12 protein-coding genes are annotated in these 22,288 nt (G+C 64.7%); 10 read left to right on the top strand and 2 right to left on the bottom strand.

Going from position 1 to position 22,288, the window contains the following annotated elements:
- Positions 1–13 precede the first annotated feature (13 nt).
- From CRO48_RS03190 to CRO48_RS03165, 6 genes are all read left to right on the top strand, one after another.
- On the top strand, positions 14–295 hold the full coding sequence (locus tag CRO48_RS03190) for a hypothetical protein (protein WP_097136296.1): 282 nt from the start codon (positions 14–16) through the stop codon (positions 293–295).
- 46 nt (positions 296–341) lie between these two features.
- A complete protein-coding gene (locus CRO48_RS03185; RefSeq protein ID WP_097136295.1) occupies positions 342–779 on the top strand; it encodes a DUF1810 domain-containing protein in 438 nt (145 codons plus the stop codon).
- Positions 780–1,100: 321 nt separating this feature from the next.
- On the top strand, positions 1,101–1,874 hold the full coding sequence (locus tag CRO48_RS03180) for an amino acid ABC transporter substrate-binding protein (protein WP_097136294.1): 774 nt from the start codon (positions 1,101–1,103) through the stop codon (positions 1,872–1,874).
- 180 nt (positions 1,875–2,054) lie between these two features.
- On the top strand, positions 2,055–2,735 hold the full coding sequence (locus tag CRO48_RS03175; protein WP_097136732.1) for an ABC transporter permease subunit: 681 nt from the start codon (positions 2,055–2,057) through the stop codon (positions 2,733–2,735).
- The gene (locus CRO48_RS03170; RefSeq protein ID WP_097136293.1) at positions 2,732–3,493 is read left to right on the top strand and encodes an amino acid ABC transporter ATP-binding protein; all 762 of its coding nucleotides are present in this window, start codon (positions 2,732–2,734) and stop codon (positions 3,491–3,493) included. Before CRO48_RS03175 ends, CRO48_RS03170 begins: the two co-directional genes overlap by 4 nt.
- Positions 3,494–3,573: 80 nt before the next feature.
- Positions 3,574–4,692 (top strand): RHE_PE00001 family protein, encoded by a 1,119-nt coding sequence (locus CRO48_RS03165; protein WP_097136292.1) that lies wholly within the window; start codon positions 3,574–3,576, stop codon positions 4,690–4,692.
- Between the two features lie 17 nt (positions 4,693–4,709).
- Here CRO48_RS03165 and CRO48_RS03160 read toward each other — a convergent pair whose 3' ends face one another.
- Both CRO48_RS03160 and CRO48_RS03155 read right to left on the bottom strand, forming a co-directional pair.
- Positions 4,710–10,487: a hypothetical protein gene (locus CRO48_RS03160; RefSeq protein WP_097136290.1), complete on the bottom strand. Its 5,778-nt coding sequence runs from the start codon at positions 10,485–10,487 to the stop codon at positions 4,710–4,712.
- A 10-nt stretch (positions 10,488–10,497) separates the two neighbouring features.
- Positions 10,498–16,983 carry a phage tail tape measure protein gene (locus CRO48_RS03155; protein ID WP_097136289.1) on the bottom strand — a complete coding sequence of 2,162 codons (6,486 nt, stop codon included), beginning with the start codon at positions 16,981–16,983 and terminating at the stop codon, positions 10,498–10,500.
- Positions 16,984–17,271: 288 nt separating this feature from the next.
- On the opposite strand from CRO48_RS03155, the gene CRO48_RS03150 reads away from it, so the two are divergent.
- From CRO48_RS03150 to CRO48_RS03135, 4 genes are all read left to right on the top strand, one after another.
- Positions 17,272–17,976, top strand: coding sequence for an SDR family oxidoreductase (locus CRO48_RS03150; RefSeq protein WP_097136288.1), 705 nt, complete (start codon positions 17,272–17,274; stop codon positions 17,974–17,976).
- Positions 17,977–17,996: 20 nt separating this feature from the next.
- Positions 17,997–18,611, top strand: a complete 615-nt coding sequence (locus tag CRO48_RS03145; RefSeq protein ID WP_097136287.1) for a DUF922 domain-containing Zn-dependent protease — start codon at positions 17,997–17,999, stop codon at positions 18,609–18,611.
- Positions 18,612–18,721: 110 nt separating this feature from the next.
- Positions 18,722–18,940 carry a hypothetical protein gene (locus tag CRO48_RS03140; protein ID WP_097136286.1) on the top strand — a complete coding sequence of 73 codons (219 nt, stop codon included), beginning with the start codon at positions 18,722–18,724 and terminating at the stop codon, positions 18,938–18,940.
- Between the two features lie 480 nt (positions 18,941–19,420).
- A complete protein-coding gene (locus CRO48_RS03135) occupies positions 19,421–22,177 on the top strand; it encodes a DNA translocase FtsK (RefSeq protein ID WP_097136730.1) in 2,757 nt (918 codons plus the stop codon).
- Positions 22,178–22,288: the final 111 nt, after the last annotated feature.

Raw genomic sequence — 22,288 nt, 5'->3', positions numbered from 1 at the left:
TAGGCATAGGCGGATGAACGAGAAAAAGCGACCGATGCGGATGGGCAGGATGGCCGTGGGTGCTGCCGTGGCTGCGGGCCTCCATGTCGCCCCCCTTGCCTCGGAGGCGGCCGGCGCGGCCTCGGCGCCCGCCATGGCGCCGGCGCGCGACCCGAACATCGCCGTCCAGGAGGAATTCGATCTGGCACGCCAGAGTGGAACGGCAGAGGCCTTTGATCTTTTCATCCGCCGCCATCCGAAGCATCCGCTGGCGGAGGTGGCGCGCGAAGAGCTCCGCAGGCTCGGCGGAAAGTAGGGAAGGATCCCGGCTGCGGCGCTTGCATCCAGGGAAGAATGGAGCGATGGCCGATAATGCCACCTACGAACTTGGTCGCTTTCACCAGGCGCAAGCGGAGACCTATTCGCAGGCGCTCGGAGAGTTGAAGCGCGGGCGGAAGGAAACCCACTGGATGTGGTTCGTCTTTCCGCAGTTCGAAGGACTCGGCCTGTCGGCGATGTCGCAACGCTATGCGATCCGCTCCCGAAGCGAGGCGCGGGCCTATCTCGCCGACCCCATTCTCGGCGGCAGGCTCCGCGAATGCGTGGCAGCGCTTCTTGCCGTCCCCGACAAGCCGGCGCATGCGATCATGGGTTCTCCCGATGACAGGAAGCTGCAGTCCTGTCTGACGTTGTTTGCAGCGGTGGGCGATGATCCGGCGCTTTTCGAACAGGCGTTGTCGCGCTTTTATGAAGGCGTGCCGGACCATGAGACGCTGAAATTGCTGTCGAGGCATCCCTAAGCGAGCGTCTGTGCTGCCAAACAATGCGGGCGAAAAGACACCTCGACTGGCCGACCAGATCGTGGCGGCCTGCGGAGGCAGGGCTGTGACTTGCCGCCGCCGTCTCCTACGCAGGCCTGCTCAGCCCCTGACTTTCCGACCCGGTCCGCTAGATATCATAGGCGTCTCGCCGGCCGCGCGGCTGGTAGATGTGCGCAAAAATTGACCGAATGGGAAAAATTTTCTGCATCTGCCGGTTTCGAGCGCAGTTTTCTGCGCTCCGCGCGACCAAAATTTCTGCGATCTAATGATCACCAGCCAATACCAGATACGGAGATCGACATGTCCTGGTTCAAGACCCTTGCCGCTGCCACCCTCCTGCAGGCGGCTTTCCTGCTTCCGGCACATGCCGGCGAAAATCTCGCTGCGATCCAGTCCGCCGGCGTCCTCAAGATCGGCACCGAAGGTACCTACGCTCCCTTCACCTATCACGACAAGTCGGGCACGCTCGTCGGCTTCGACGTCGAGATCGGCGAGGAGGTGGCCAAGCGCCTGGGCGTCAAGGCCGAGTTCCTGGAGGGCAAGTGGGACGGCCTGATCGCCGGTCTCGATGCCAACCGCTATGACGCGGTGATCAATCAGGTGGGCATCACCGATGCACGCAAGCAGAAGTACGATTTCTCCGATCCCTACATCGCCTCCAAGGCCGTGCTCATCGTCCGCGCCGACGACGACAGCATCAAGGGCTTCGCGGATCTGAAGGGCAAGAAGTCCGCCCAGTCGCTCACCTCCAATTTCGGCAAGCTCGCGCAGGAGAACGGGGCCGAGCTTGTCGGCACCGACGGCTTCGACCAGTCGATCCAGCTGGTGCTGACCGGCCGCGCCGACGCGACGATCAACGACAGCCTCTCCTTCCTCGATTTCAAGAAGCAGAAGCCGGATGCGAACGTGAAGATCGTGGCTGAACAGCCGGGCGCCGATTACTCCGGCATCATCGTAAGCAAGGGCGAGCCCGAACTGGTCGAGGCATTGAACAAGGCGCTGGCCGAAATCAAGGCCGACGGCACCTATCAGAAGATTTCCGACAAGTATTTCGGCCAGGACGTCTCCAAATAAAACTCCCAGATCTGGATGGATGCCCCGGAGCACGGACCGTGTTTCCGGGGTTTCTGCTAGTCGTCGAAACGCTGCTCCTCGAAAACGAGGTGACGCGGCCGCCGCTCCTCCTGTAGATTGCCCGCATTTCGCAGCTTTCGCGTCGGTTCGCATGTCCGGCGCCTGTTTCCGGGGTCCGCCTTGCCGCACTGGCTTCAATTGATGCTCGAGTCGCTCGGCCCGCTTCTGTGGGCCGGCCTCATCTTCACGGTTCCGCTGACGCTCCTGTCGTTCGCCTTCGGTCTTTCGCTCGGGCTGCTCGTCGCGATCGTTCGCCTGTTCGCGGCCGCACCGTTCGTGGCGATCGCCCGCTTCTACGTGTGGATCTTTCGCGGCACACCGTTGCTGGTGCAGTTGTTCGTGATTTTCTACGGTCTTCCGAGCATCGGCATCCTGCTCGATGCGTTTCCGGCGGCCCTGATCGGCTTCACGCTCAACATCGGCGCTTATACGTCGGAGATCATTCGGGCGGTCATCGCCTCGGTGCCGCGCGGCCAGTGGGAAGCATCCTATTCGATCGGCATGACTTGGGGGCAGGCGATGCGCCGCACGATCCTGCCGCAGGCGGGCCGCACGGCGGTGCCGCCGCTGTCCAACACCTTCATATCGCTGGTAAAGGATACCTCGCTTGCAGCGGCGATCACCGTCCCGGAGCTTTTCCAGACGGCGCAGCGCATCGTCGCCACCACCTATGAACCGCTGATCCTCTACATCCTCGCAGCGCTGGTCTACCTCGCCATGAGCTCGGTGCTTTCCGCGCTGCAGGTACGGCTGGAGAAACGCTTTGCCCGCTTTGGCGGGTTCCTGGAGGCACGCGCATGATCGAGTTGACGAACATCGAGAAGCGTTTCGGCGACAATGTCGTACTGAAGAATGTCAGTGTCGACATGCCCGAGGGCACGGTGACGGCGCTCGTCGGGCCGTCCGGCGGGGGAAAGAGCACGCTATTGCGATGCGTCAACCTGCTCGAGACGCCGACCAGCGGCTCGGTGCGCATCGGCGAGGATGTGCTGACCTTTTCGCCAGGCACGCGGGTCGGCTGGGCCGACATCCAACGCCTGCGCCGGCAGACGGGCATGGTGTTCCAGAATTTCCAGCTTTTCCCCCACCGTACCGCGGTGGAAAATGTGATGGAGGGGCTGGTGACCGTGCTGCGGTGGCCAGCGGAACGCGCGCGGGCGCGGGCGATGGAGCTGCTGGAAAAAGTCGGGATGGCGCACAAGGCCGATGCCTGGCCGGCGACGCTCTCCGGCGGGCAGCAGCAGCGCGTGGCGATCGCTCGTGCGCTTGCGCCTTCGCCGCGTGTGCTACTGTGCGACGAACCGACCTCGGCGCTCGACCCGGAGCTGGCGGAAGAGGTGGTGGATGTTCTGGGGCGGCTCGCCCGCGAAGGCACAACGATGATGATGGCCACGCACGACCTGCGGCTTGCCTCCCGCGTCGCCGACAAGGTCGTGTTCCTCGACGGCGGCTCCATCGTGGAAAGCGGCCCACCGGGCAAGATTTTCTCGCAGCCGGAGCGCGAGCGCACCAAACGCTTCATCGCCTCGCTGAATGTCACGGCCGATTATGTGATCTGAGCTGGCTTCACGATTGCTGTCAATTGGCGAAAGAAAACACATCGTTTGCTTTCGTTGAGCGAGTCGGACATCGTGCCGCCATGCACTACGACACGCGCAATCTCGATCTCGCGGCGCTCTTTCTGCCCTGCTGCAGGGCGGTGGAGGCGCTGGCGCGGATGGACGAGCGCGTCTTGCGCTCCACGATCCGCGAGGGGTTTCTGCAACGCCAGGACTTTCAGGACGCCGCCGCCTCGCTTTGGGTCGACGGCGAACTGGTGCATGTGGAGGATCTCGTCCTGCACGATGCGCGCATGGACGTGCGCACGCCGACGCACGAGCTGACGATCGCCCATTCCGTGCTTCGCGCGCGGCGCCAGATCTTCGATCAGCCGCCGCCCTGGGCATTGACGGCTGCGGGGCTGGCACGCCTGCGCGGACGTGCGGACGGAGAGCGTAGCGACCAGATGGCGGTATCGGTTTCGCCGACGTTGGATGGCGCTGTGGCCGGCAACGGCGACCGCGACGACGCAGCGGATGATGAGGTGGGCGCCGAGTTTGCGGAGATAGACGCGCTGCTGGCGCGCAGCAGCGCCGTGCTCGACGGCGTGATCGCGCCTTCGGCGCGCACCAGCCGCTCCGAGCGGGATCCGCTGGTGTACGATGCGGATTGGGACGAGGAGGAACGCCTGGCGGAATGGCGGGCAGTGTTCGCGCAGACGGCGGAACTGCCTGCCGTCCTGCGTGCGGCGCTGCTGCTCGATGCCTGGAACCGGCTGCAGGTTCTTCAACATATCCCCTGGCTCGGCCGCCAGCTTGTTGCTTCGTTCCTCAGGAGAGAAGCGAGTACCGGGGCCCATCTCGCCGCCGTCAATTCCGGCTTGCGCGCGGTCGCGCGCGAGCGCCGTCACGCCCCGGATCGCCAGACGCGATTGCTGGCGATCCTCGAAGGTTTCGAACTGGCATCCGAACTGGGGTTGAAAACGCATGACCGGCTGGTTCTGGCAAAGCTGCAGCTGGAGCGACGGCTGGTCGGAAAACGCGCCAATTCGAAGCTGCCCAAGCTGGTTGATCTCGTCATTGCGCGTCCGGTGGTATCCGCCGGCATCATCGCCAAGGAACTCGGAGTCACCCCGCAGGGCGCACTCGGGCTTACCGCCGAACTGCAGCTTCGCGAAATCACCGGGCGCGAACGCTTCCGCGCCTGGAGTATCCTCTGACGGGGAAGAAGTTCCCGTCACCTGTCCCTGAAGGGGATTGGCGCATACATCTCGATGATCTGCAGGAGGGCGTCTCCAGGCGGTTGTTCGGCGAACACCCGGAGCGGGTCGATGGTGTCATCGGCCTCCGGAGGGAAGAATGCGCGCCATGCATCGCTACGCCATGCAGCGATATCGCTTTCCGCAACCGTTGGCTTTCCGGTGCGCACAGTCAGGATGCGGCCGTAGAGCGGCCCCTTTTCCGGCGGTGCCGGCGGATTTCCAGCTTCGAAGGGTTCGAGCGTGATGTTTCCGCTGCCGTCCGCCTGGGCCTCGGGGGAATGATAGAGGCCCACGAAGGCCTCGTCGGTTCCACCCGCGCCGTTGGCAATCCCGGCAGTCACCAGAAGCAGGTTGAAAAGCCCCTGGTCCTTCCGGCCCGCCGCCCGTTCCTTCCTGAGTCCGTTCGTTGCGAGCCAGCCGCCTGCCGCGCCGAGCAGCAGCTTCGCTCTGTCTTGCGGGTGGAGCTTAAGCGAAAGGTTGTCTACGGGCACCTTGCCGAGCCGCCCAAGCACCTCCATGTTGGGCAGGAACTGCGTCCAGCGCCCTTCGGTCGGGTCGGACAGCTGTGGTGCTCTGCTGACCCGGATGTCGCCCGAGGTTGCGCCCGTCGTTACAACCGTCATGTCGAGCGTGAGCGATTCGCCCGACGTGTCTTCGATGCTGCCGGGAGGCGCAGCGTTGAACCAACGGTCCTGCCAGGCGAGGAACCAGTGCCCGCCCGTTTCGCGAAACAGCAGCACGATATCGAACCACGCATAGCGCGGGCCGCCGGCATTCTCAGGATCGATCGGGGAGGAACGGCGAACGGCGACGAGACGCGCGTCGAAGCCGGCGGAAGTCAGGTCGACCGTTCCTTCACCGAAATCGAGCGTCCATTTCCCGCCGGCGCGAACGCCGTTGACCACAAGGTCTTGTCCGCGGGCGTCGAGCCGGGCTTGCAGCACGAGCCGGATGGTTGCCTTTTCGCCGCTCGCGGCGATGTCGTGCTGGGTCAGCGAAATCTGCGCTGATGTCGAGCCGATCGGCAAGGCCTGCGCGTCGTCCCAGTAGCCTGTCAGGGCCTCGGCGAGGGTGAGGCGGCGGAAGGCGAGCTTGCCCATCCACCAGGCGCCAGGATCGGTGTCGGCAAAGGCCGGCGCCCGGACAATGAAGGAACTGTTGAGGAAGAGGCCGGTTGCGGTACCGGTGTCGAAGCCATGACCTAGCGGACCTGCAACCGTAAGCGGCGCCACGCTCCTGAGTTCGTCAATCCTCGGGGAGGCGGACGCCTCCGCATTGCGCCCCAGTCCGTGGGTTCGCACCAGCGGGTCGGGACCGAATTCGACAGCGCGCGCGGGTGCACCTTTGCCAGTCTCGGGATCGATCAGTTTCCCGCGGTAGGCGATCTCTGTACCGGCGAGCAGCCATTCGGCAAGGCCCGCCTGTTCGTACCAGGCGCCGTCAGTGATCACGAGCACGCCGGATACCGGCGAAAGCTCGCCGCCGTCGTGCACTGCCCTTGTCAATGGAACGATCGCCTTGATGCCTGGTTTCGGCGGAGGTTTCATTGCCGTGGCAGGCCGCAGCATCCGGTACCAGCCGGAGGTCCAGCTGGCGTCGGCATTTGCCCATAGAGCGCGGGAGCGTTCGAGTGCGATGCCAGCTCTCTCGTAGGCCGCCGTGTAACGCGATGCGGCGCGTGCCCGGAAGCGCAGATAGCGGGCCGGCTCCAAGCGCTGCGGCGCGTTGAGGGCGATGCGTGCAGCGAGCGGCTGCGCCGCGCCGCTGGTGCCAATCCTCTCGGAAATCGGGGTCGCTACGGTGAGATCGCCGAGCGTTTCGTCCAGGCGCTCGGCAAAGCCGAATACATCCCAGAGCAGGGGATGGCTTGACGGCGGCGGCGGCTCGCGCCGGTTCGCAGGATTGCTGTCGTTCGGGTCGGCGGGATCGTCGGCGGGGAAATCGTTGAAGCCGCCCGCCGGCTTGAACGGGAAGGGTGGCAGCGGCCGCCCCGTCCAGCGCCAGGCCTGCGTGCCCACCGTGATCGATCCCACGGCATCCATCGCTACGCTCGGCGTCCGGGTGAACTCCAGACGGATATCGCCCCCATGCTCGTCTGCAGCCACAGTGCCGGTTACGACATGGCCAGCGATGGCGGCGGCAAGCCCTTCCGGGGAGGGCATCTCCTGGGACGCACCCTCGACGGCGAAGGCGTGCAGGCTGAACAGGCGATAGGCCTGGCCTGTCCCGTCCACCGGCAGTGCGCTGTCGGGCAGGGGCTTGCCGGGCGAGCTGCCGATGCAACTGTCGCGCACGACCCGGTCGAAGCGGCGCTCGCCGTCGGGCAAGACCGGATCGCTGAAACGTTGGCTTCGAACGGCTGCGAAGATCTGCACGATCACCACGTCACCGGCAGCCAGCGTGACCGTCAGACTGTCCTTGTCGAACAGATCGTCAGTCTGCGCTCCGAGCCTGCATTCCAGCCGAACCGGCGTTCTTGTCGCGAATGGTGAGTCGATCTCCGTTCCCGGCTGCCATTCCCATGCCCATGGCAGTATCAACGGAGCAAAGGCGCCGTCCGCAGCAACATTTGCGCCATCGCGCCGCACGCGCACGACGCGGATGGCGAGCCCGTCCACCGCCGGATCCTGCAGGACGAGGTCCTCGCGGATTTTGGCAATCCTCCTTTGCAGTTCTTCGGCGTCTTTCCCCCGTGCCGTCGCAAGCTGCCTTTCGCATTCATCGAGCTCCTGCGTCAGCGCTTGCTGCCGATCCCGCAAGCCTTTTCGAAAGGTGCGAAATTCGTCACGGTTCGGGTCGTCGCCTGCCAGCAGAGCCTCGTCCAGGGCGATCCATCGGTCAAAATCCTCAAGCGGCGTGACCGGCGGATCGATACGCAGTTGCAGGCGGCCGCAACTGCCGTCGACCTTGCCGAGGCTACTGTCGGCGAGGAGAACCGCCGTCTTCATCTTCAGCGGGCGGATGGCCGCAGGAGTGGGGGATGGAAGCCACGGCTCGACCACTTGCGAAGGCACGAGGATTTCCTCTGCCAGCGGACGCGTGTCCTTGCCAGGCGCGAGCGGATGGTAGCTTTGCCCGTCCGGCAACGGATCGGCTGCAACGCGCAACGCACCAATGCCGGTGCGGCGCAGATAGGTGAAGCGGCGGACGATGTCGCTGTGGGCCGCAAAGAGTTCATCCGTCAGCTTCTCGGTCGCAAGCAGGGCCGGATGCTCCGTCTTTCTGATCATTTCCGGCAGCGCGCCCTGATTGGAGATGCCGAACGGAGCGATCTCGTAGGTCGCGCCATAGGCGAGGAACGGAATCAGCGTTGCCTTTGGTGCGTTGTCCTGCCTAGCCGGTTGAACGAGCCGTAGGATCCGGGGATCGGGGTCATCGCCCTGTTGGCGTTCGATCGCTGTACTGTCCTGCATGTCGCCGATGATCGGATGGTTGTCATAGACGACCGTCGCCTGCGGCGCGAGGCCTATGTAGCCGACCGGCAGTGCACCGAGCACGGTCCTGTCTGCCGCCTTGAACTCGACCGGACAGGGTCCGCTGCCAAGCTTCCGGTCAGGATCGATTTCCGCATAGGATGCTGTCAGGCAGCACCAGTCGCCCGGCGGTTGCGACCGGCGCATGAGAACGCCATAGCCGGCAAGGTCGTCGTTGAAATCCGCCTCGGTAGACTGGCTGACGACGAAGCGGTCGATCTGCAGGACCAGCGGATGGGCGTCGGGTGCCAGAGGACCGCTCAGCAGTGTCTCGCCGCCGACGTCCATGTCGGGCTCGGCGAACCAGGTGCGGACGCGGCCGGCAACAGCAGTGTCGAGCGCGTCCGCAAGCGCATCGCGGGCGCCGGCCGGCAGGGCTGCGACCCGTCCGTGCAGGTCTGCATAGCTGGCTTCCAGCCCGGCCGCTACGCCTGCAGCCTCACAGAGCGTGCCGAGCGCATAGGCACCGATCGCCTCGCGAATCCTGCCTTTTTCCGTCAGACTGCCGCGCAGGAGATCGATATCGCGCGCGGTGCCTGGCGCAGACTTGCGCCAGATGCCTGCATCATCGTTCCAGGGGAGATCGATATTGGCGTGCCGTAGAACGGAGAGTATGTCGAATTTCTGCTGCAGCAGACGCGAAAACGCTTCGGCCGCATCGACCACCCAGCGTTGGAAAGCGGCATCGGCGGCGACGGCCTTGCGCCAGATGGCAAGCTGGATGGCGGTCATCTTGGCGGGATCGACCGCGGCATCCACGATCTTCCGCAGGGGGGCCGCGTCGTAGGGGCCATCGAGGTCCGGCGCACCGGCGACCTGTTCGGCGATCGACGCCACGAAGGCCTCGCCGTCCGCGGGCAGCTCCAGCGCCGGCGCGATGACGCCCGCGAGCAGCGCGACCCATGCGGAGAGCGCTTCGCCGGCACTGGTTCCGCCCATGCGAACCGCGTCGCGAAACGCCCTGTCGTCCTGCTCCAGTAGTGTGGCGAACCCCGCGGCACCTTTTGAATCCAGTTTTGCGTCCCGGATCAGTAGGTTGACCTGCGCGATGATTGTCCGGTGCGCCGGCGAGCCGTTCGGTCCTTCGAGCACTGAGCCGTCCGGCCGCGTGACGACGCCAGGTCCGACGATGTCGCGCAGGGCGGCAAGCGTGGCAAGCGTCAGGCGGCGGGCGCCTTCCCGCCTGTCGCCGGCCGCGATCGCGGCGGTCAGCGGTGATCCGGGCGCTGCTGCATCGTTTTCCAGCGCCAGCAGGAGGAGGCGCGGCAGGTCGAAGCCCTCGGCGGCGCGCGCGGGAAGCCGCGCCAGCCAGTCCTCGAAACCGATGCCGGAGCGCGGGTCGTTGGCTGCCGCGCCGCTGTGTCTGCGCCGAACCCAGAGCGTATCGAGGTCGATAAAGCTCGCCGCACTTGCGGGAATGGAGAAAGGATCGATGGCCCTGCAGATCGCCTCGACGGCGTAAGTGCCGGATGTGGTGTCGAATGTGGCTTTGTACGGGATCGTGGCGACGATGGACCTGTCGCTGCCTGACCATGCGATCTGTGAGAAATCGGGCTCCAGAACCGTGCCGGAAAGCAAAGCGAGCCGGGGGGCTGCGACCATCAGGCATTTTTCGCCAGAGCCCGGATCCCGGATCGCCGTCAGCTTGGCAAACCGGACGAGATTGAGGGCGCCGTGCGGTATGGGGGCCGGCAGTGAAGCGAGGCCAGCCATCAGGGCTTCGTAGCGATAGCCGCGTTTGTCGTCGTAGGTTTCATCGATCCGGTGCCTGGAATTGTCGTCTCCGAGCCCGGCCAGCGCGAACGCGTCGAGCACGGTGAAGTTTGCCGTATGCTCAGGCGATAGTAGATCGGCAAGTGCGGCATGGCGTAGCGCGGTGAGCGCTGCGTCCGTCAGATTGTAGTCCGGTGTGCCTGCGCCGCCCGAGGGAAGGGGGATATATTGAAGGGTGAAGCCGTTGGGGTCGGTAACCGGCGGTGCCGTCGGATCTGCCGCGGGGAATGACGCCCACAGTGCTTCGAATTCGACATCGCCGCCGATCCAGGGAAACAGCGGACCGCCCCCCTTTGCCAGCCGGTCAAGATAGCCGGAAAAATCGGCGCCACCGGCTTCCGGCAGGGGCAGGCCGCTGACGTCGGAGAACAGGGGCCTGGCGGCCTTGGCCACATCCTCGCCCGGAGAAGTGGCGCGAAGTGCAGCACCCGTCAGGCGCATGCCGACCACGGGCGCGTCCTTTGCGCCGGGGGCGCGCACGAGATCACAAAGAAGCACGAATTTCATCGCGTGGCCCTCATGCAAAGCTGTCGAGATAGTGTGGCCGTGAAGAGGCTGCCGCGGCCCTGCGGGACGACGACGACTTCACCAGGTGATAGGTCACCGACTGGCGCACCTTGATTTCGCAACACCAGCAGATCCGGAAGCTGACCTCGATCGTCCCCCGTCCGAACAGTGAGCCGTCGTCGCGATAGACGAGTTCCAGCAGCAGCGACAAGCCGATGTTGAAGCGCCCGAGGATGACGATGCCGCCGCGCAGGAGAAAGATCACGGCAATGGAGAAGCTGGTTCCGCGGCTTCCGTCACTCTCGAATTCGGCGTACGCACCGAACATAGCGTAGACGAAACCCCGGCATGGCCCGAACGCGAAATCGATCCCGAGGCCTGCCGTCAGGCCGATGGAGACCCCGCTCGAGAGGCGGCCGGAGGCCGGAAAGTAAGTCGCGCGGGTCTCGAGCCAGCCGCCGCCGACCAAGAGCCAGACCCGCAACGCGAAGGGCTCGGCCTTGCGCCCCATCGCCAGCGTCGTCGAAAGTGCGAAATCGCCGCGCTTTCCACCGGATCTCGCCGTGATAAGGGCGAACGAGCTCGAAAAGCGCAGGCCCGTTGCCGAGAACGCGCCGAAGGAGAGCGGCGGCATCGGCAGGTCGAGCCGTGCGGCAAGCCCGGCCGGGAAGCCTTCTTCCTCCAGCATTTCGAGAAAGAAGCCCGCGCCTGGTTCGCTGAATGTCTTGACCAGGTCCGAGAGGAACTGGATCGACCGGTCCAGCCGAATCCGGCGCGGATCGATGTCGACGTCCAGACCCTTGCCGTCCTCGAAGGTGACGCGCGTACGCTCAAGCGTCACCAGCGGTCGGCCGCTGAACGCAAGCTGCCAGTCGCCCACAACTTCCCCTTGTGTCGTTCGGCGCGTGATGCCGTCCACACCGGCCGCGAGATCTGCAAGTGCCTCGAAACGGCCGCCGGCCATGGACAACTCCAGAGGTCCCGCCTCGAAGATTTCGCAGCGATCCGGAAAGGGCGCTGCCGCTTCTGCCTTGGCCCACGCCGTCAGCGTCGCCTTGTCGAAACCATGCGTCAGCTTGACCTTGTCGTTCAGGGACGCCGGCATTTTCAGATTCTTGAAAAGGCCATCCAGCTTCAGGCCGCCAAGGTCGGGGAAGAGCTTGCCGAAATCGAACTGGTCCATGCCCTTGGGAACGAGACGATCGAGGATCTCGTCGGTGGGAACGCGGATGCCGAGCGCCTTGAGATCGTCATCGAGGCGGTTCATCAGCGCAACGACTGGCGAAGTCCGGATGGCATCGCGGGCATCGTCGAAGAAATAGGCGATGCGCTCGCGGTTGAATTTCAGGTTCGGCAGGATGGGCGAAGTGCCGGCTGCGCGCACCAGCGCCAGCGTCTCGCCCGGGTTCTGGAACGTCGGTGCCTGCGACAGCCGCTCATAGCCGGCTTCGAGCATGCGGACCTGGTCGCTGATCGAGGCCGGCACCTGCTGGCGCAGCCCCTCCGCGACCGCATCGGCGGCGTCGCCGAGTTTACCCGCCGCGTCTGCGATGACGGCGGCCAGGTCGCTGGTACCGCCCTTCAATGCCGCGATGCACGCATCGACCGAGCGGATCAGACGATCCTCCAGCGAAGATATCGCACCCTGCGCGGTTTGCACCGTGGCTATGGTGCCGTCGATCTCCTGTTCCACGACATCGACGGCGGCCCCGAGCTCGTCCAGCAGGTCGCCCGTCGCGGCCTTAAGGGCATCCTTCGTCGCCGCGGCCTTGCCCGCGAGGTCCACAGCGAAGGAGCGAAGTGCGCCAAGTGCCGTCCTCAGGACCGCCAGCTTGTCATCGATCGACGGCCCCACCGCGGCGCAGACGGCATAGATATTGGCGATCTCGCATGTAAGGTGCTGGTCGAGATCGCGACCGAAGGCGGCGACCGCGTCGTCGCCTTCGGCAGTCATTTGGCGCCCCTGTGCGACCAAGCCCGAGAGATCGAGGCATGCGGCATCCATCGATGCGGCCGCGTCGTCTATCGCCGCCGCTATCGCCGATTGAAGGGCCGCGAGCTCGAATGCGGCGTTCTGCGCCGTCTTGATCGCTTGTCCGTGGAACGAGACAAGCGTGTCTCGCAGGTGGTTCAGGAATTCGTCGAGCGTCTTCTTGCCGCCGGCGAAAAGCGTCATGGTCTTGATCGAGCGCGGCAACTGCCTGCGCGCCGTCTCTGCGACGGTGTCCAATCTGGCGAGCAGCAATCGGTGGAAGGCGTCATACGAGGCGACAAGCGCCCTCGTCTCCTCCGGCTTCGCCGCATTCAGTTCATCGCGAAGCTTTGCAGTCGCCGTCTCAAGCGCATTCCGCGCGGCGTTCATTTCGCCCGTAAAGCCGGCGATCGCCCGGTCGAGCCGGGATAGCGCCTCGCCGACCTTGCCGGGGCCACGGACGATGGCTGTTCTAACGGGCGTCAATGCCTCCTCGATCCGCCGTGCAAGGACGTCCGCCGTCAATGGGGTTATGCCGTCCGCGAGCGTGTCGAATCCGTCGATCAACGCTTCGCTCGCTTTCAGCAATTGGTCGGCGCGCGCAACGAGGGCTGCTTCCACGCCGGACCAAAGCCGCGCTTCGGCCGTATCAACGTTGTCTGTCCAATGCGATTTCGCATCCGCAAACAGATCCTTTGCCCGCTGCGCGGCCGCCCCGATCGCCATGCGTGCATTTGCGGCCTCCCTGCGGATGACGGCTTTGATGGCTCCCAGGCGATCGATCTCGGCATCCAGTGCCCGCTTGATTTCCGTCTCGTCGGGACGGCGAAGACCGAGCCGCGTGAGATTGGCGAGTGCGGCCTGCGCTTGCCCGAGGCCGTCATCGAGCACGCGTTCGAGCCGCCGCGCGTCTGCGAGGATACGATCGAGCTCCTGCCGGAGCGCCAGCGCCTTGCCCGGCCTGCCGCCGTCCTGCCCGCTGGCGGACGAGCGCATCATCGTCACGTTTTCCAGGACCGCGCCGATGGGGTCGGCCACGCTGCGTCTGTCCATCAAATTGGCGGCCGTGCCGGAGGTGTCGAGGTCGAAGGTGCAGGGATTGAAAAGGGGATCGCGCATCATGTCGTCCGGTGCCGGCGCATCCGGATCGGCAGCGTTTACAACAGGCTTGCCGACGGGCGAAGGCGGTGGCGCGTTGATGAAATCGATGGCCGCGCATGATGCCCACAGATTGGGATCGTCGCCTTCCTTGCGCGTCGTGGTGAAGAAGACTAGCTGGCTCGGGTCGCTCAGCCGGGCTGGCGTGGAGGCTGCGGCGCCCATATGTGCGGCGGCGATCTGCAGCCGGATATCGGGTTTGGGATAGATGTCGGGATCGGCATCGGGCTGCCAGAGGGGGACGATCCAGCCACCGTCGACGTCGCGCCCCCACCGGCTGTCGACGGGGATGCGGCGGGAGCGGAACAGGCAGGCCTCGACGAAGCCGCGCGAGCGCGGCGCCGCACCGCTTTCCGGATAGGAGCGGTCGCACTGGATGATGTCGATGTATTCGGCCGCCTTGCGGACGATCGGTCGCCCGAAATGCTGGCCCGCCTGCTGCCCGGCGAATTGATCATGCGGCAGTACCGTTCGCTCATAGACGATGACGTGTTTGGCGATGTTCCAGAAGACGCCGATGCGACCGATCCGTTCGACGCTGTAGGTCTCCGTTCGTCCGAAATTCGTGTCGGAGACGATGCGTGTCTTGTCGTGTGCGAAGAAGGCCCGGACGAAGCCCGAACCGCCAAGGGCGGAGAAGCCGGGCTGAACGATCTGGCCGCGCGTGCTGCGCGGTTGCTTCACGACCTCTTCGAAGATGTTCCTCGATTCGAAGCCGCGTGTCGCGCCGCCCCTCAAGCCGGCCGAGGGGCTTTCCGGGTTCCACGGTTCCCGGTCCAGGTCCGCATCGTCGCGAAGCTCGAAGGCGACCTTCTCCTCCACCGACAGCGGCGCATCGCTCCCCTCCCGATAAACCTCGAATGCGGCGAGCCGCGTGCCGTAGAGTTTGGCGAAAGAGGCGCAGAGGTCGCGGAAACGATCGTAGAGCTCCGCCTCGACGAGCGGTTGCGCCGAGGTGGAGGTGCCACTGCTCGCCGCGGCCAGCCGCCGCCGGATGCCGGCTGGGCGGGCGGGCAGCGGATCCCGGATGGCGCCGATACGGGCGCCCTGCTCGGCGAGCCGCAACCCCGCGGTCGTCATCCGGCCCGCGAGCCCGTACAGAAACTCCATCCGCGCTGTTCGCAGTCCGGCTCCGGGCGCACGCTCGCCGGCAAAGCCCAGCACACGGCGGACGTTCCAGGGCGCTTCCGCATACCGCTGGCGATAGTAGGACGACGACAGCGCCAGCCGCGACACGGTGCCGAGCCGGTAGTCGAGTGCCGCTTCCGACCCCGAAGGAGAGATGGAGGGCCAGGGTTCGCCCTTTTCGAAGGCTTCGCCTGTTGCCTGCGGGGTAAAGTAAAGGTCGAAACCTTCGGTGACGCCCGCGACTTCCCACTTGGCCCCGCCGTTCTCGGACAGTTCCCAATTGGCGATCTCGCCGTCGTTTTCCTGGGCGTCGGTTGCCGACGGAATGAAGGTCGGCACGTCCACCATCGTTACGGTGAAGGGCTCGGGATCGACGACGATCGTTCGCTTCTTCGTCCTCTGCCGCGTCGGGGAAGCACGGGGTGCCCGGTGCAGCGTCAGGGCGAGGTGGCGATTGCGGTTCGTGGCGGTTGTTTCTTCACCGCGCAAAAAGAACGGCGTTTCCCCATTGCCGCCGTTTGCGGAGGAATTGACGATGACCACCGGCGCCTCGCGCGACAGATTGCGGGCAATCCGTCGCTCCCGTCTGGCCCGCTTGTCGTCGCCGGCATCCGGCGTCACGAGCTCCTGGAGCACGGCGTCGAAGGCGCGCGCGGCATCGGGAACAGGGTCCTGCGCGCCCGGCCTTGCGTCCCGCAATTCGAACTTCTCGATGCGCAGGCGAAGTCGCGGGATTGCTTCTCGGGCACGCGGCAGGCGCGCTCGCCCGCTTTTCTTCTTGGGATCCATTGCCTTCGTGGCAAAATGCTCCCGCTCTGGCGCGGCCGAACCGAACGTGGCGGCGATACGGATGTCCAAGGACCCCGTCTCGACGTGCATCGCTGCTGGAACGTCGAGATCCAACGCGCCGATGCGCAGCGGGCCGCCGGTGCCGGCGTCCGTCCCCTTGGCCTCGATCCTCACATTGATCTCCGGCGCCTTGGCGGGATCGGGCGGCGCATCGAACCACTCAAAGGTTTCCGCCAGGCTGGCTCGTTCGACCGTCACCTTCACTGCACGCGTCACCGGTTTGCCTGCATGGGTCAGAAGTCCGGGAAACACGGCGTCGGCGAGGAAGGTGGCGCTTTTGCCGACCGGCCGGATGGCGACGGCACACAATTCCTCGGGATCTGTATTGCCGCTCATGTCCGGCAGCACGGCATCGTACAGCGCCTCAAAATCGCCGCTGGCGTCCTTCGCAGGCCTGACGTTGTGCAATTCGGGAACGAACGATACGTCGGAAGCGTCGTTGATGGTTCGCAAGGCCTTGAGATAAGGTCGTACGATCCGCTCGTTCCAGATCGTGGTGAATGGTTGCGGCGGCAACGGGCCTGCGCGCAGATAGAATGAGGCTGGCTGCGGTGTGGCGATGGCTGCCGGGGAAAACACATCGGGGATCAGTTCGATTTCGATACCCTTGGCGACGTCGATCGCGGTATCGAGGGCCGGATCCCGCTCGTCGAGAACGATGGTCGCATTGCCCGCCGTGCCGGCACTCGCCGGTGCGATCCGCAACCGCGTGCTGAAAGTGACGAACTCATGAGACTTTGAAGTCCGGCTGTTTCGGCGGATACCCACGGGACGGATCATCACCGAGCGCGGGTTCGGAAAATTCTGCCTCGGCGCAATCGGAGTGATGTCCTGCGCGATGATGCGGCGGGCCTCGCGAAACAGTCGGGCAGGCAGCGGGAACGCGTCACCGTTCAACGCGGGTGGTGCGTCCGTACCGAATATCCGGCCGTCTAGCGGGCCGGGGGCCTCCGCGAGTGCGGCGATCGAGTAAAACTTGGCTATTGCGTAGCCCGAACCGGGTGCATCGCCGCCGACGTGCGCTGCTCGATAGGCCAGTTGCACATAGAGCGAGCCGTCGCCCGCAAACATCGTGGAGGCCGGAATGTTGATGTGGCAGTCGGTGACAAGACGTGCCTTGTTCGCGGTAAGGCGCATCAGTGGAAAGGGAAGCGTCATCGACAGTGCCAGGTGGTCGTCGGTGTTCCTGTAGTAGTTGAATCTTCCGGCCATCACCTGCAGGCTGAGCCGCAGCTTTCTCTCTTCCCCGTCGAAGAGTTCAACATGATCGAACGCGACACTGTCGATGACAGGTCGTCGTTTCATGCCGTTGCCGTTCTGGCTGATTTCCAGCACGAGCGTTTTTTTGCCCGCCGCGATCTGGTAAAGTCTCAAAGCGAGCCGTTCCAAGGCGACCTCCCTGATCACGCGGAGTTGAAACAGTCTGCATGGACGCGTTACGCGCGTTATCGGCATGGGATCGGGGATGCGAGTGGGCAAATTCCACGGCCTGCGACGGCGTGTGTCGCCGTCTGGATGCAATTATAGATATATAAAATGCTTCAATGCAAGCATTTGTTGTTTTGGTGCAAGCCTCGCCGAATATCCACTTCTCGCCGTGCCGACAGGCTCGACCGCGAGGGAGAGAGTGATAGGATCGCGCCGCAGACGCATCGCAGGCAGAGGGAAGGAACGGATATGGCAACCGAGAAGGTGGCTCTGATCACAGCAGGTGGCAGCGGCATGGGCGCCGCAGTGGCGGGGCGGCTCGCGGCGGACGGGTATCGTGTGGCCATCCTGTCGTCTTCCGGCAAGGGAGAAACCCTCGCAAAGGAACTGGGTGGGGTCGGGGTGACAGGTTCGAACCAGTCAAACGATGACCTGAAACGGCTCGTGGACCTGGCCATGCACAACTGGGGCCGCATCGACGTCCTCGTCAACAGTGCCGGTCACGGCCCACGCGCGCCGATCATCGAGATCACGGACGAGGACTGGCACAAGGGGCTGGACGTCTACCTGATGAACGTCGTTCGTTCGACGCGCCTCGTCACGCCGATCATGCAGGCGCAGAAAGCCGGCGCGATCGTCAACATCTCCACCGCATGGGCTTTCGAGCCGACGGCGATGTTTCCAACTTCTGCGGTCTTTCGGGCCGGGCTTGCCGCCTATACCAAGCTCTTTGCCGACACCTACGCCGCTGACAACGTTCGCATGAACAACGTCTTGCCCGGCTGGATCGACAGCCTGCCGGCGACCGAGGAGCGGCGCGCCGGCGTTCCGATGCAGCGCTACGGCACGAGTGCCGAGATCGCCGCTACGGTCGCCTTCCTCGTTTCCGAAGGGGCAGGCTACATCACCGGCCAGAACATCCGCGTCGATGGCGGGCTGATGCGTTCTGTCTGAGCACAATCGGCAGAGAACTCATGTCCCTGGAGAATTTCGTGAACCCACGCGCCCTGAGCGGCTTTCTGGCCGGTTTCGTCCTGCTCTCGCCGATGCTTGCGCATGCGGATTGGAAGCCCGTCGAACAGGTGAAGACCTATGCGGTCAGCGGCGCGACCGGGATGGAACTTTATCGCTCCATCGGCGAGCACGGGCCGAAGGTCGGCGTCGGCCGCGCCATCGCCTTTACCGATTTCAAGCTGACGTGGTCGCGAAAATACGAGCCGCGGGAGGGAGGCTGCGTGCTGTCGTCTGCGCGGCCGAAGTTGATCATCACCTACATGCTGCCGAAACCAACGCCCCGACCCAAGGGGGCGCTCGGAGAACGCTGGGATACCTTCCTCGCCGGCGTGCGGGCGCATGAGAAGATCCATGGCGACATTATCGAGGACATGGTCAGGCAGATCGAGGCCTATTCGGTGGGGCTGACGGTGGCTGACGACCCCGATTGCCGCAAGATCCGCAAGGTCCTGACGCAGAGGCTCGGCGAACTCTCGCAGGCGCAAAGGCAGCGCAGCCGCGATTTCGACCGTGCCGAACTGAGCAACGGCGGCAACATCCACCAGCTCATCCTCGATCTTGTGGGCGATGGCTGACACATCCGCGCACTCCGAAAATCCGTTCCGCATTATTGGATCCATGCTCTATCATCCCCACGGGAACTGAACGTCCAGTGCGTGCAGATCGGGGTCGGGGGGACGCCGTGATGGCGGGCAGTGCAGTGGAATCCAGCGATATCCAGGACTACCTCGCCTACCGCGGCGGCCCGTTCTTCGAGCTGCAGGAGCAGATGGGGCAATTGCGCAAGGATGCGCTGAACGCCCGCAGGCGCGCGCTTTTCTACATCGCCCTTGCATGGCATGTACCCCTGCTGCTCGCCGTTCCGGGAAGCCTGCACCTGTGCCCGTTCGGCACGAGCATCTGACCGACGTTCCTCCACTTGTTCTTCCGCAAGAACGACCATACCGATTGCCAGCACGAAGCGCCCCCCAAAGGCCGACGTTCCCCTTCAACGATGTTCTTTCGCTGGTTAAAAAACTGCTTCTTCTCTGATCTTCGGCCGAATGGACGCAGCATTGACGGTGGGGATGCGAATTCCATGCTCGGCAGATTCCCTTGCTGACCCGGGAATTCTTCTAAGATATTGATAAATAGAAATTTTCACTCTCTGTTCCGCGCTGCGCAAGGCGCAGTGGATGCCCAAATCGGCTGCCGCGGAAAGGGGCTGTTAACCTTTATTTTCTATTCCCAAGGCAGGGGTTTTCACGGCTTCCCGCCAGTTCCAGCGTTGCAGGTTTCCATGCGTCTTTCCCGAACGATTTCGCCTATCGCCCATGACCAAGTCGCAAGCGGCGACACCGAAGGTCCGCAGCAGCGGCCGACACCGCACGTCACGCTTCCGGGAATGACGGTCACAGGCGAGGTCAAAGCAGACGCGGCCCTGCCGGCCTGGCAAAGCGCGTTCATTCTCGGACCGAACGTTCGTTTCACGCGCACGCCCGAAAGCGCCTATTCACGCAAACAGGCCGAACCTGCTCCGCAGAAGCAGGAAGAGGCAAACGAGACTGTCGAGGTCCAGGTGCAATCTGAAACACCCGTCGTGGAAGAAGCGCCCGCAGTGTCCGGCCCTGCAGCACCTGCCGTCGAGGCGCGCGCGGACATCGACGGGGACGCGATGCGCAGGATCGAAGGCGCAGGCGTGGGGGAAGCGTCGGCTGCAACCGGGCGTACGGCCGCTGCAAGGTCCGTTCCGCCTGAAGAAGGCAGTGACGGCAATGCCGGCGCGCTGGCGCTTTATCTGCGCCTGAAGCGGGAAATGGCTCAGGCCAGCCAGGAGCAGGTGCGCATCGCCGCTCCTCTAGAAGCACGGCTGGCGGTTGCCGGCCCTGCCGATCCGGCTCCGTCCGCTGTCGCGGCGGCTGGCACTCCTCACGCATTCGGGCTGCATCTATCCGACCACGTCCTTTTCGAAACGATGAGCCTCGACGTCGACCTGTCGCCGCTTGCCGCGGCCGAACGGAAAGTCCTTCCGACCTTCCGCGCTGCCGCCGACACCACGCCGTCGCTGTACCGCGAGGTCAGCATTCGCGGACGCAACGGGCGTGCTGACGCAGTACCGGAGGCAACCATCCCAGTTGCAGAAATGGCGGGGCGCCAGGCGCCGTCGGTGCCGGTCGCTCGCGCCACGGTAAATTCCCGGCCGCTCGCGCGACCTGAAGCCGTCGCTGCAGCACAAAGCCCGGTAAAGGCGGCCGTTGCGAGCCCGGCAGCAGCCGTGGCCCAGCAGAAGCCTGCCGCCATTGCAGGGGCGGACGAGGCTGCGACGCTTCCGGGATACACACCGCTTTCTGCGCTGCCGTTGCTTGCCGCATTCCGGCTGGGCACGGTCTGGCCGACGTCGGTCAGCACGATCTCGATCGGCGATCAGACCCCGGTGGTGGATGTCCAGCCGGCCGAAGCCATGCCAGCCGACGAAGTGCCGGCGGCATTGCCGGCCGAGCCGGCTGTTCCAGCCACTGTCGAAGCCGCGCCGAAGCCGATTTCCACCACTTCGCGGTCGTTGGCCCGTTCCGGGCTGTTTGCCGCTGTCGACAGCAATCCCGACTACGAGTTCCCGCCCGTGGACCTGTTGCAGCAGCCGACCGGCGAGCAGGCGCACACGATGACGCAGGAAGCGCTCGAACAGAGCGCCGGCCTTCTGGAAAGCATCCTCGAGGATTTCGGCGTCAAGGGCGAGATCATCGACGTGCGGCCCGGCCCGGTCGTCACGCTTTATGAATTCGAGCCGGCACCGGGCGTGAAGTCCTCGCGTGTCATCGGGCTCGCCGACGACATCGCCCGATCGATGTCGGCGCTTTCGGCTCGCGTTGCCGTCGTTCCCGGCCGGAACGTGATCGGCATCGAACTGCCGAATGCGGTGCGCGAAACCGTCTATTTCCGCGAACTCATCGAGTGCGAGAGCTACTGGGAGACGAAGTTCAAGCTCGCCGTCTGCCTGGGCAAGACCATCGGCGGCGAGCCTGTCATCGCCGAACTCGCCAAGATGCCGCACCTGCTGGTTGCCGGCACCACCGGTTCTGGCAAGTCGGTCGCGATCAACACCATGATCCTGTCGCTGCTCTACCGGCTGAAGCCGGAGGAATGCCGCCTGATCATGGTCGATCCGAAGATGCTGGAACTTTCCGTCTATGACGGCATCCCGCACCTGCTGACCCCCGTCGTGACCGACCCGAAGAAGGCGGTGATGGCGCTGAAATGGGCGGTGCGCGAGATGGAGGACCGCTATCGCAAGATGTCCCGTCTCGGCGTGCGCAACATCGATGGCTTCAACGCCAGGGCGGCCGCTGCCCGCGCCAAGGGCGAGACCGTGATGTGCGACGTGCAGAAGGGCTTCGACCGCTCGACCGGAGAGCCGCTCTACGAACAGGAGGAGATGGATCTCACCCCGATGCCCTACATCGTCGTCATCGTCGACGAGATGGCCGACCTGATGATGGTGGCGGGCAAGGAGATCGAAGGGGCGATCCAGCGTCTGGCGCAGATGGCGCGCGCCGCCGGCATCCACCTGATCATGGCGACGCAGCGTCCCTCGGTCGACGTCATCACGGGCACCATCAAGGCGAACTTCCCGACCCGCATCTCCTTCCAGGTCACGTCGAAGATTGACAGCCGCACCATCCTCGGCGAGCAGGGAGCCGAGCACCTGCTCGGGCAGGGCGACATGCTGCACATGATCGGCGGCGGCCGCATCGCCCGCGTGCATGGTCCGTTTGTCTCGGATTCCGAGGTCGAGGCCGTCGTGGCGCACCTGAAGACGCAGGGGCGGCCGGAATATCTCGGCACCGTTACGGAAGACGCCGAGGAGGAGGATGCGGCCGAGCCGGAAGATACCGCCGTGTTCGACAAGACGGCGATGGCCGAGGATGATGGCAACGATCTCTATGAAAAGGCGATCAAGGTCGTCCAGCGCGACCGCAAATGCTCGACCTCCTATATCCAGCGGCGGCTTTCGATCGGCTACAACCGCGCCGCCTCGCTGGTGGAGCGCATGGAGCGCGACGGTCTGGTCGGGCCTGCAAATCACGTCGGCAAGCGCGAGATCCTGAGTGGCGGCAGCCGTGACAGCACCACGCCGATGGAAATGGCCGACGACGAGGACTGACGCCCCGGCGTGAGCGGCCCCGGCTGCGAATTTCCGCCGGGGAAGGCCTGCCATTGGCGATGAACTGTGTGTCGGGCGCGGCGCGGGATGTTCACCTCGCGCCGCTTTTCG

The sequence above is a fragment of the Rhizobium subbaraonis genome, from assembly GCF_900220975.1.
In the GTDB taxonomy this organism is placed as follows: domain Bacteria; phylum Pseudomonadota; class Alphaproteobacteria; order Rhizobiales; family Rhizobiaceae; genus Mycoplana; species Mycoplana subbaraonis.
This window is presented reverse-complemented; position numbering and strand designations above follow the sequence as displayed.

Bases quoted from the DNA above. Each gene is read 5' to 3' on its own strand.
- CRO48_RS03190 (WP_097136296.1), top strand. From the start codon at position 14: ATGAACGAGAAAAAGCGACCGATGCGGATGGGCAGGATGGCCGTGGGT.
- CRO48_RS03185 (WP_097136295.1), top strand. From the start codon at position 342: ATGGCCGATAATGCCACCTACGAACTTGGTCGCTTTCACCAGGCGCAA.
- CRO48_RS03180 (WP_097136294.1), top strand. From the start codon at position 1,101: ATGTCCTGGTTCAAGACCCTTGCCGCTGCCACCCTCCTGCAGGCGGCT.
- CRO48_RS03170 (WP_097136293.1), top strand. From the start codon at position 2,732: ATGATCGAGTTGACGAACATCGAGAAGCGTTTCGGCGACAATGTCGTA.
- CRO48_RS03165 (WP_097136292.1), top strand. From the start codon at position 3,574: ATGCACTACGACACGCGCAATCTCGATCTCGCGGCGCTCTTTCTGCCC.
- CRO48_RS03160 (WP_097136290.1), bottom strand. From the start codon at position 10,487: ATGAAATTCGTGCTTCTTTGTGATCTCGTGCGCGCCCCCGGCGCAAAG.
- CRO48_RS03150 (WP_097136288.1), top strand. From the start codon at position 17,272: ATGGCAACCGAGAAGGTGGCTCTGATCACAGCAGGTGGCAGCGGCATG.
- CRO48_RS03145 (WP_097136287.1), top strand. From the start codon at position 17,997: ATGTCCCTGGAGAATTTCGTGAACCCACGCGCCCTGAGCGGCTTTCTG.
- CRO48_RS03140 (WP_097136286.1), top strand. From the start codon at position 18,722: ATGGCGGGCAGTGCAGTGGAATCCAGCGATATCCAGGACTACCTCGCC.
- CRO48_RS03135 (WP_097136730.1), top strand. From the start codon at position 19,421: ATGACGGTCACAGGCGAGGTCAAAGCAGACGCGGCCCTGCCGGCCTGG.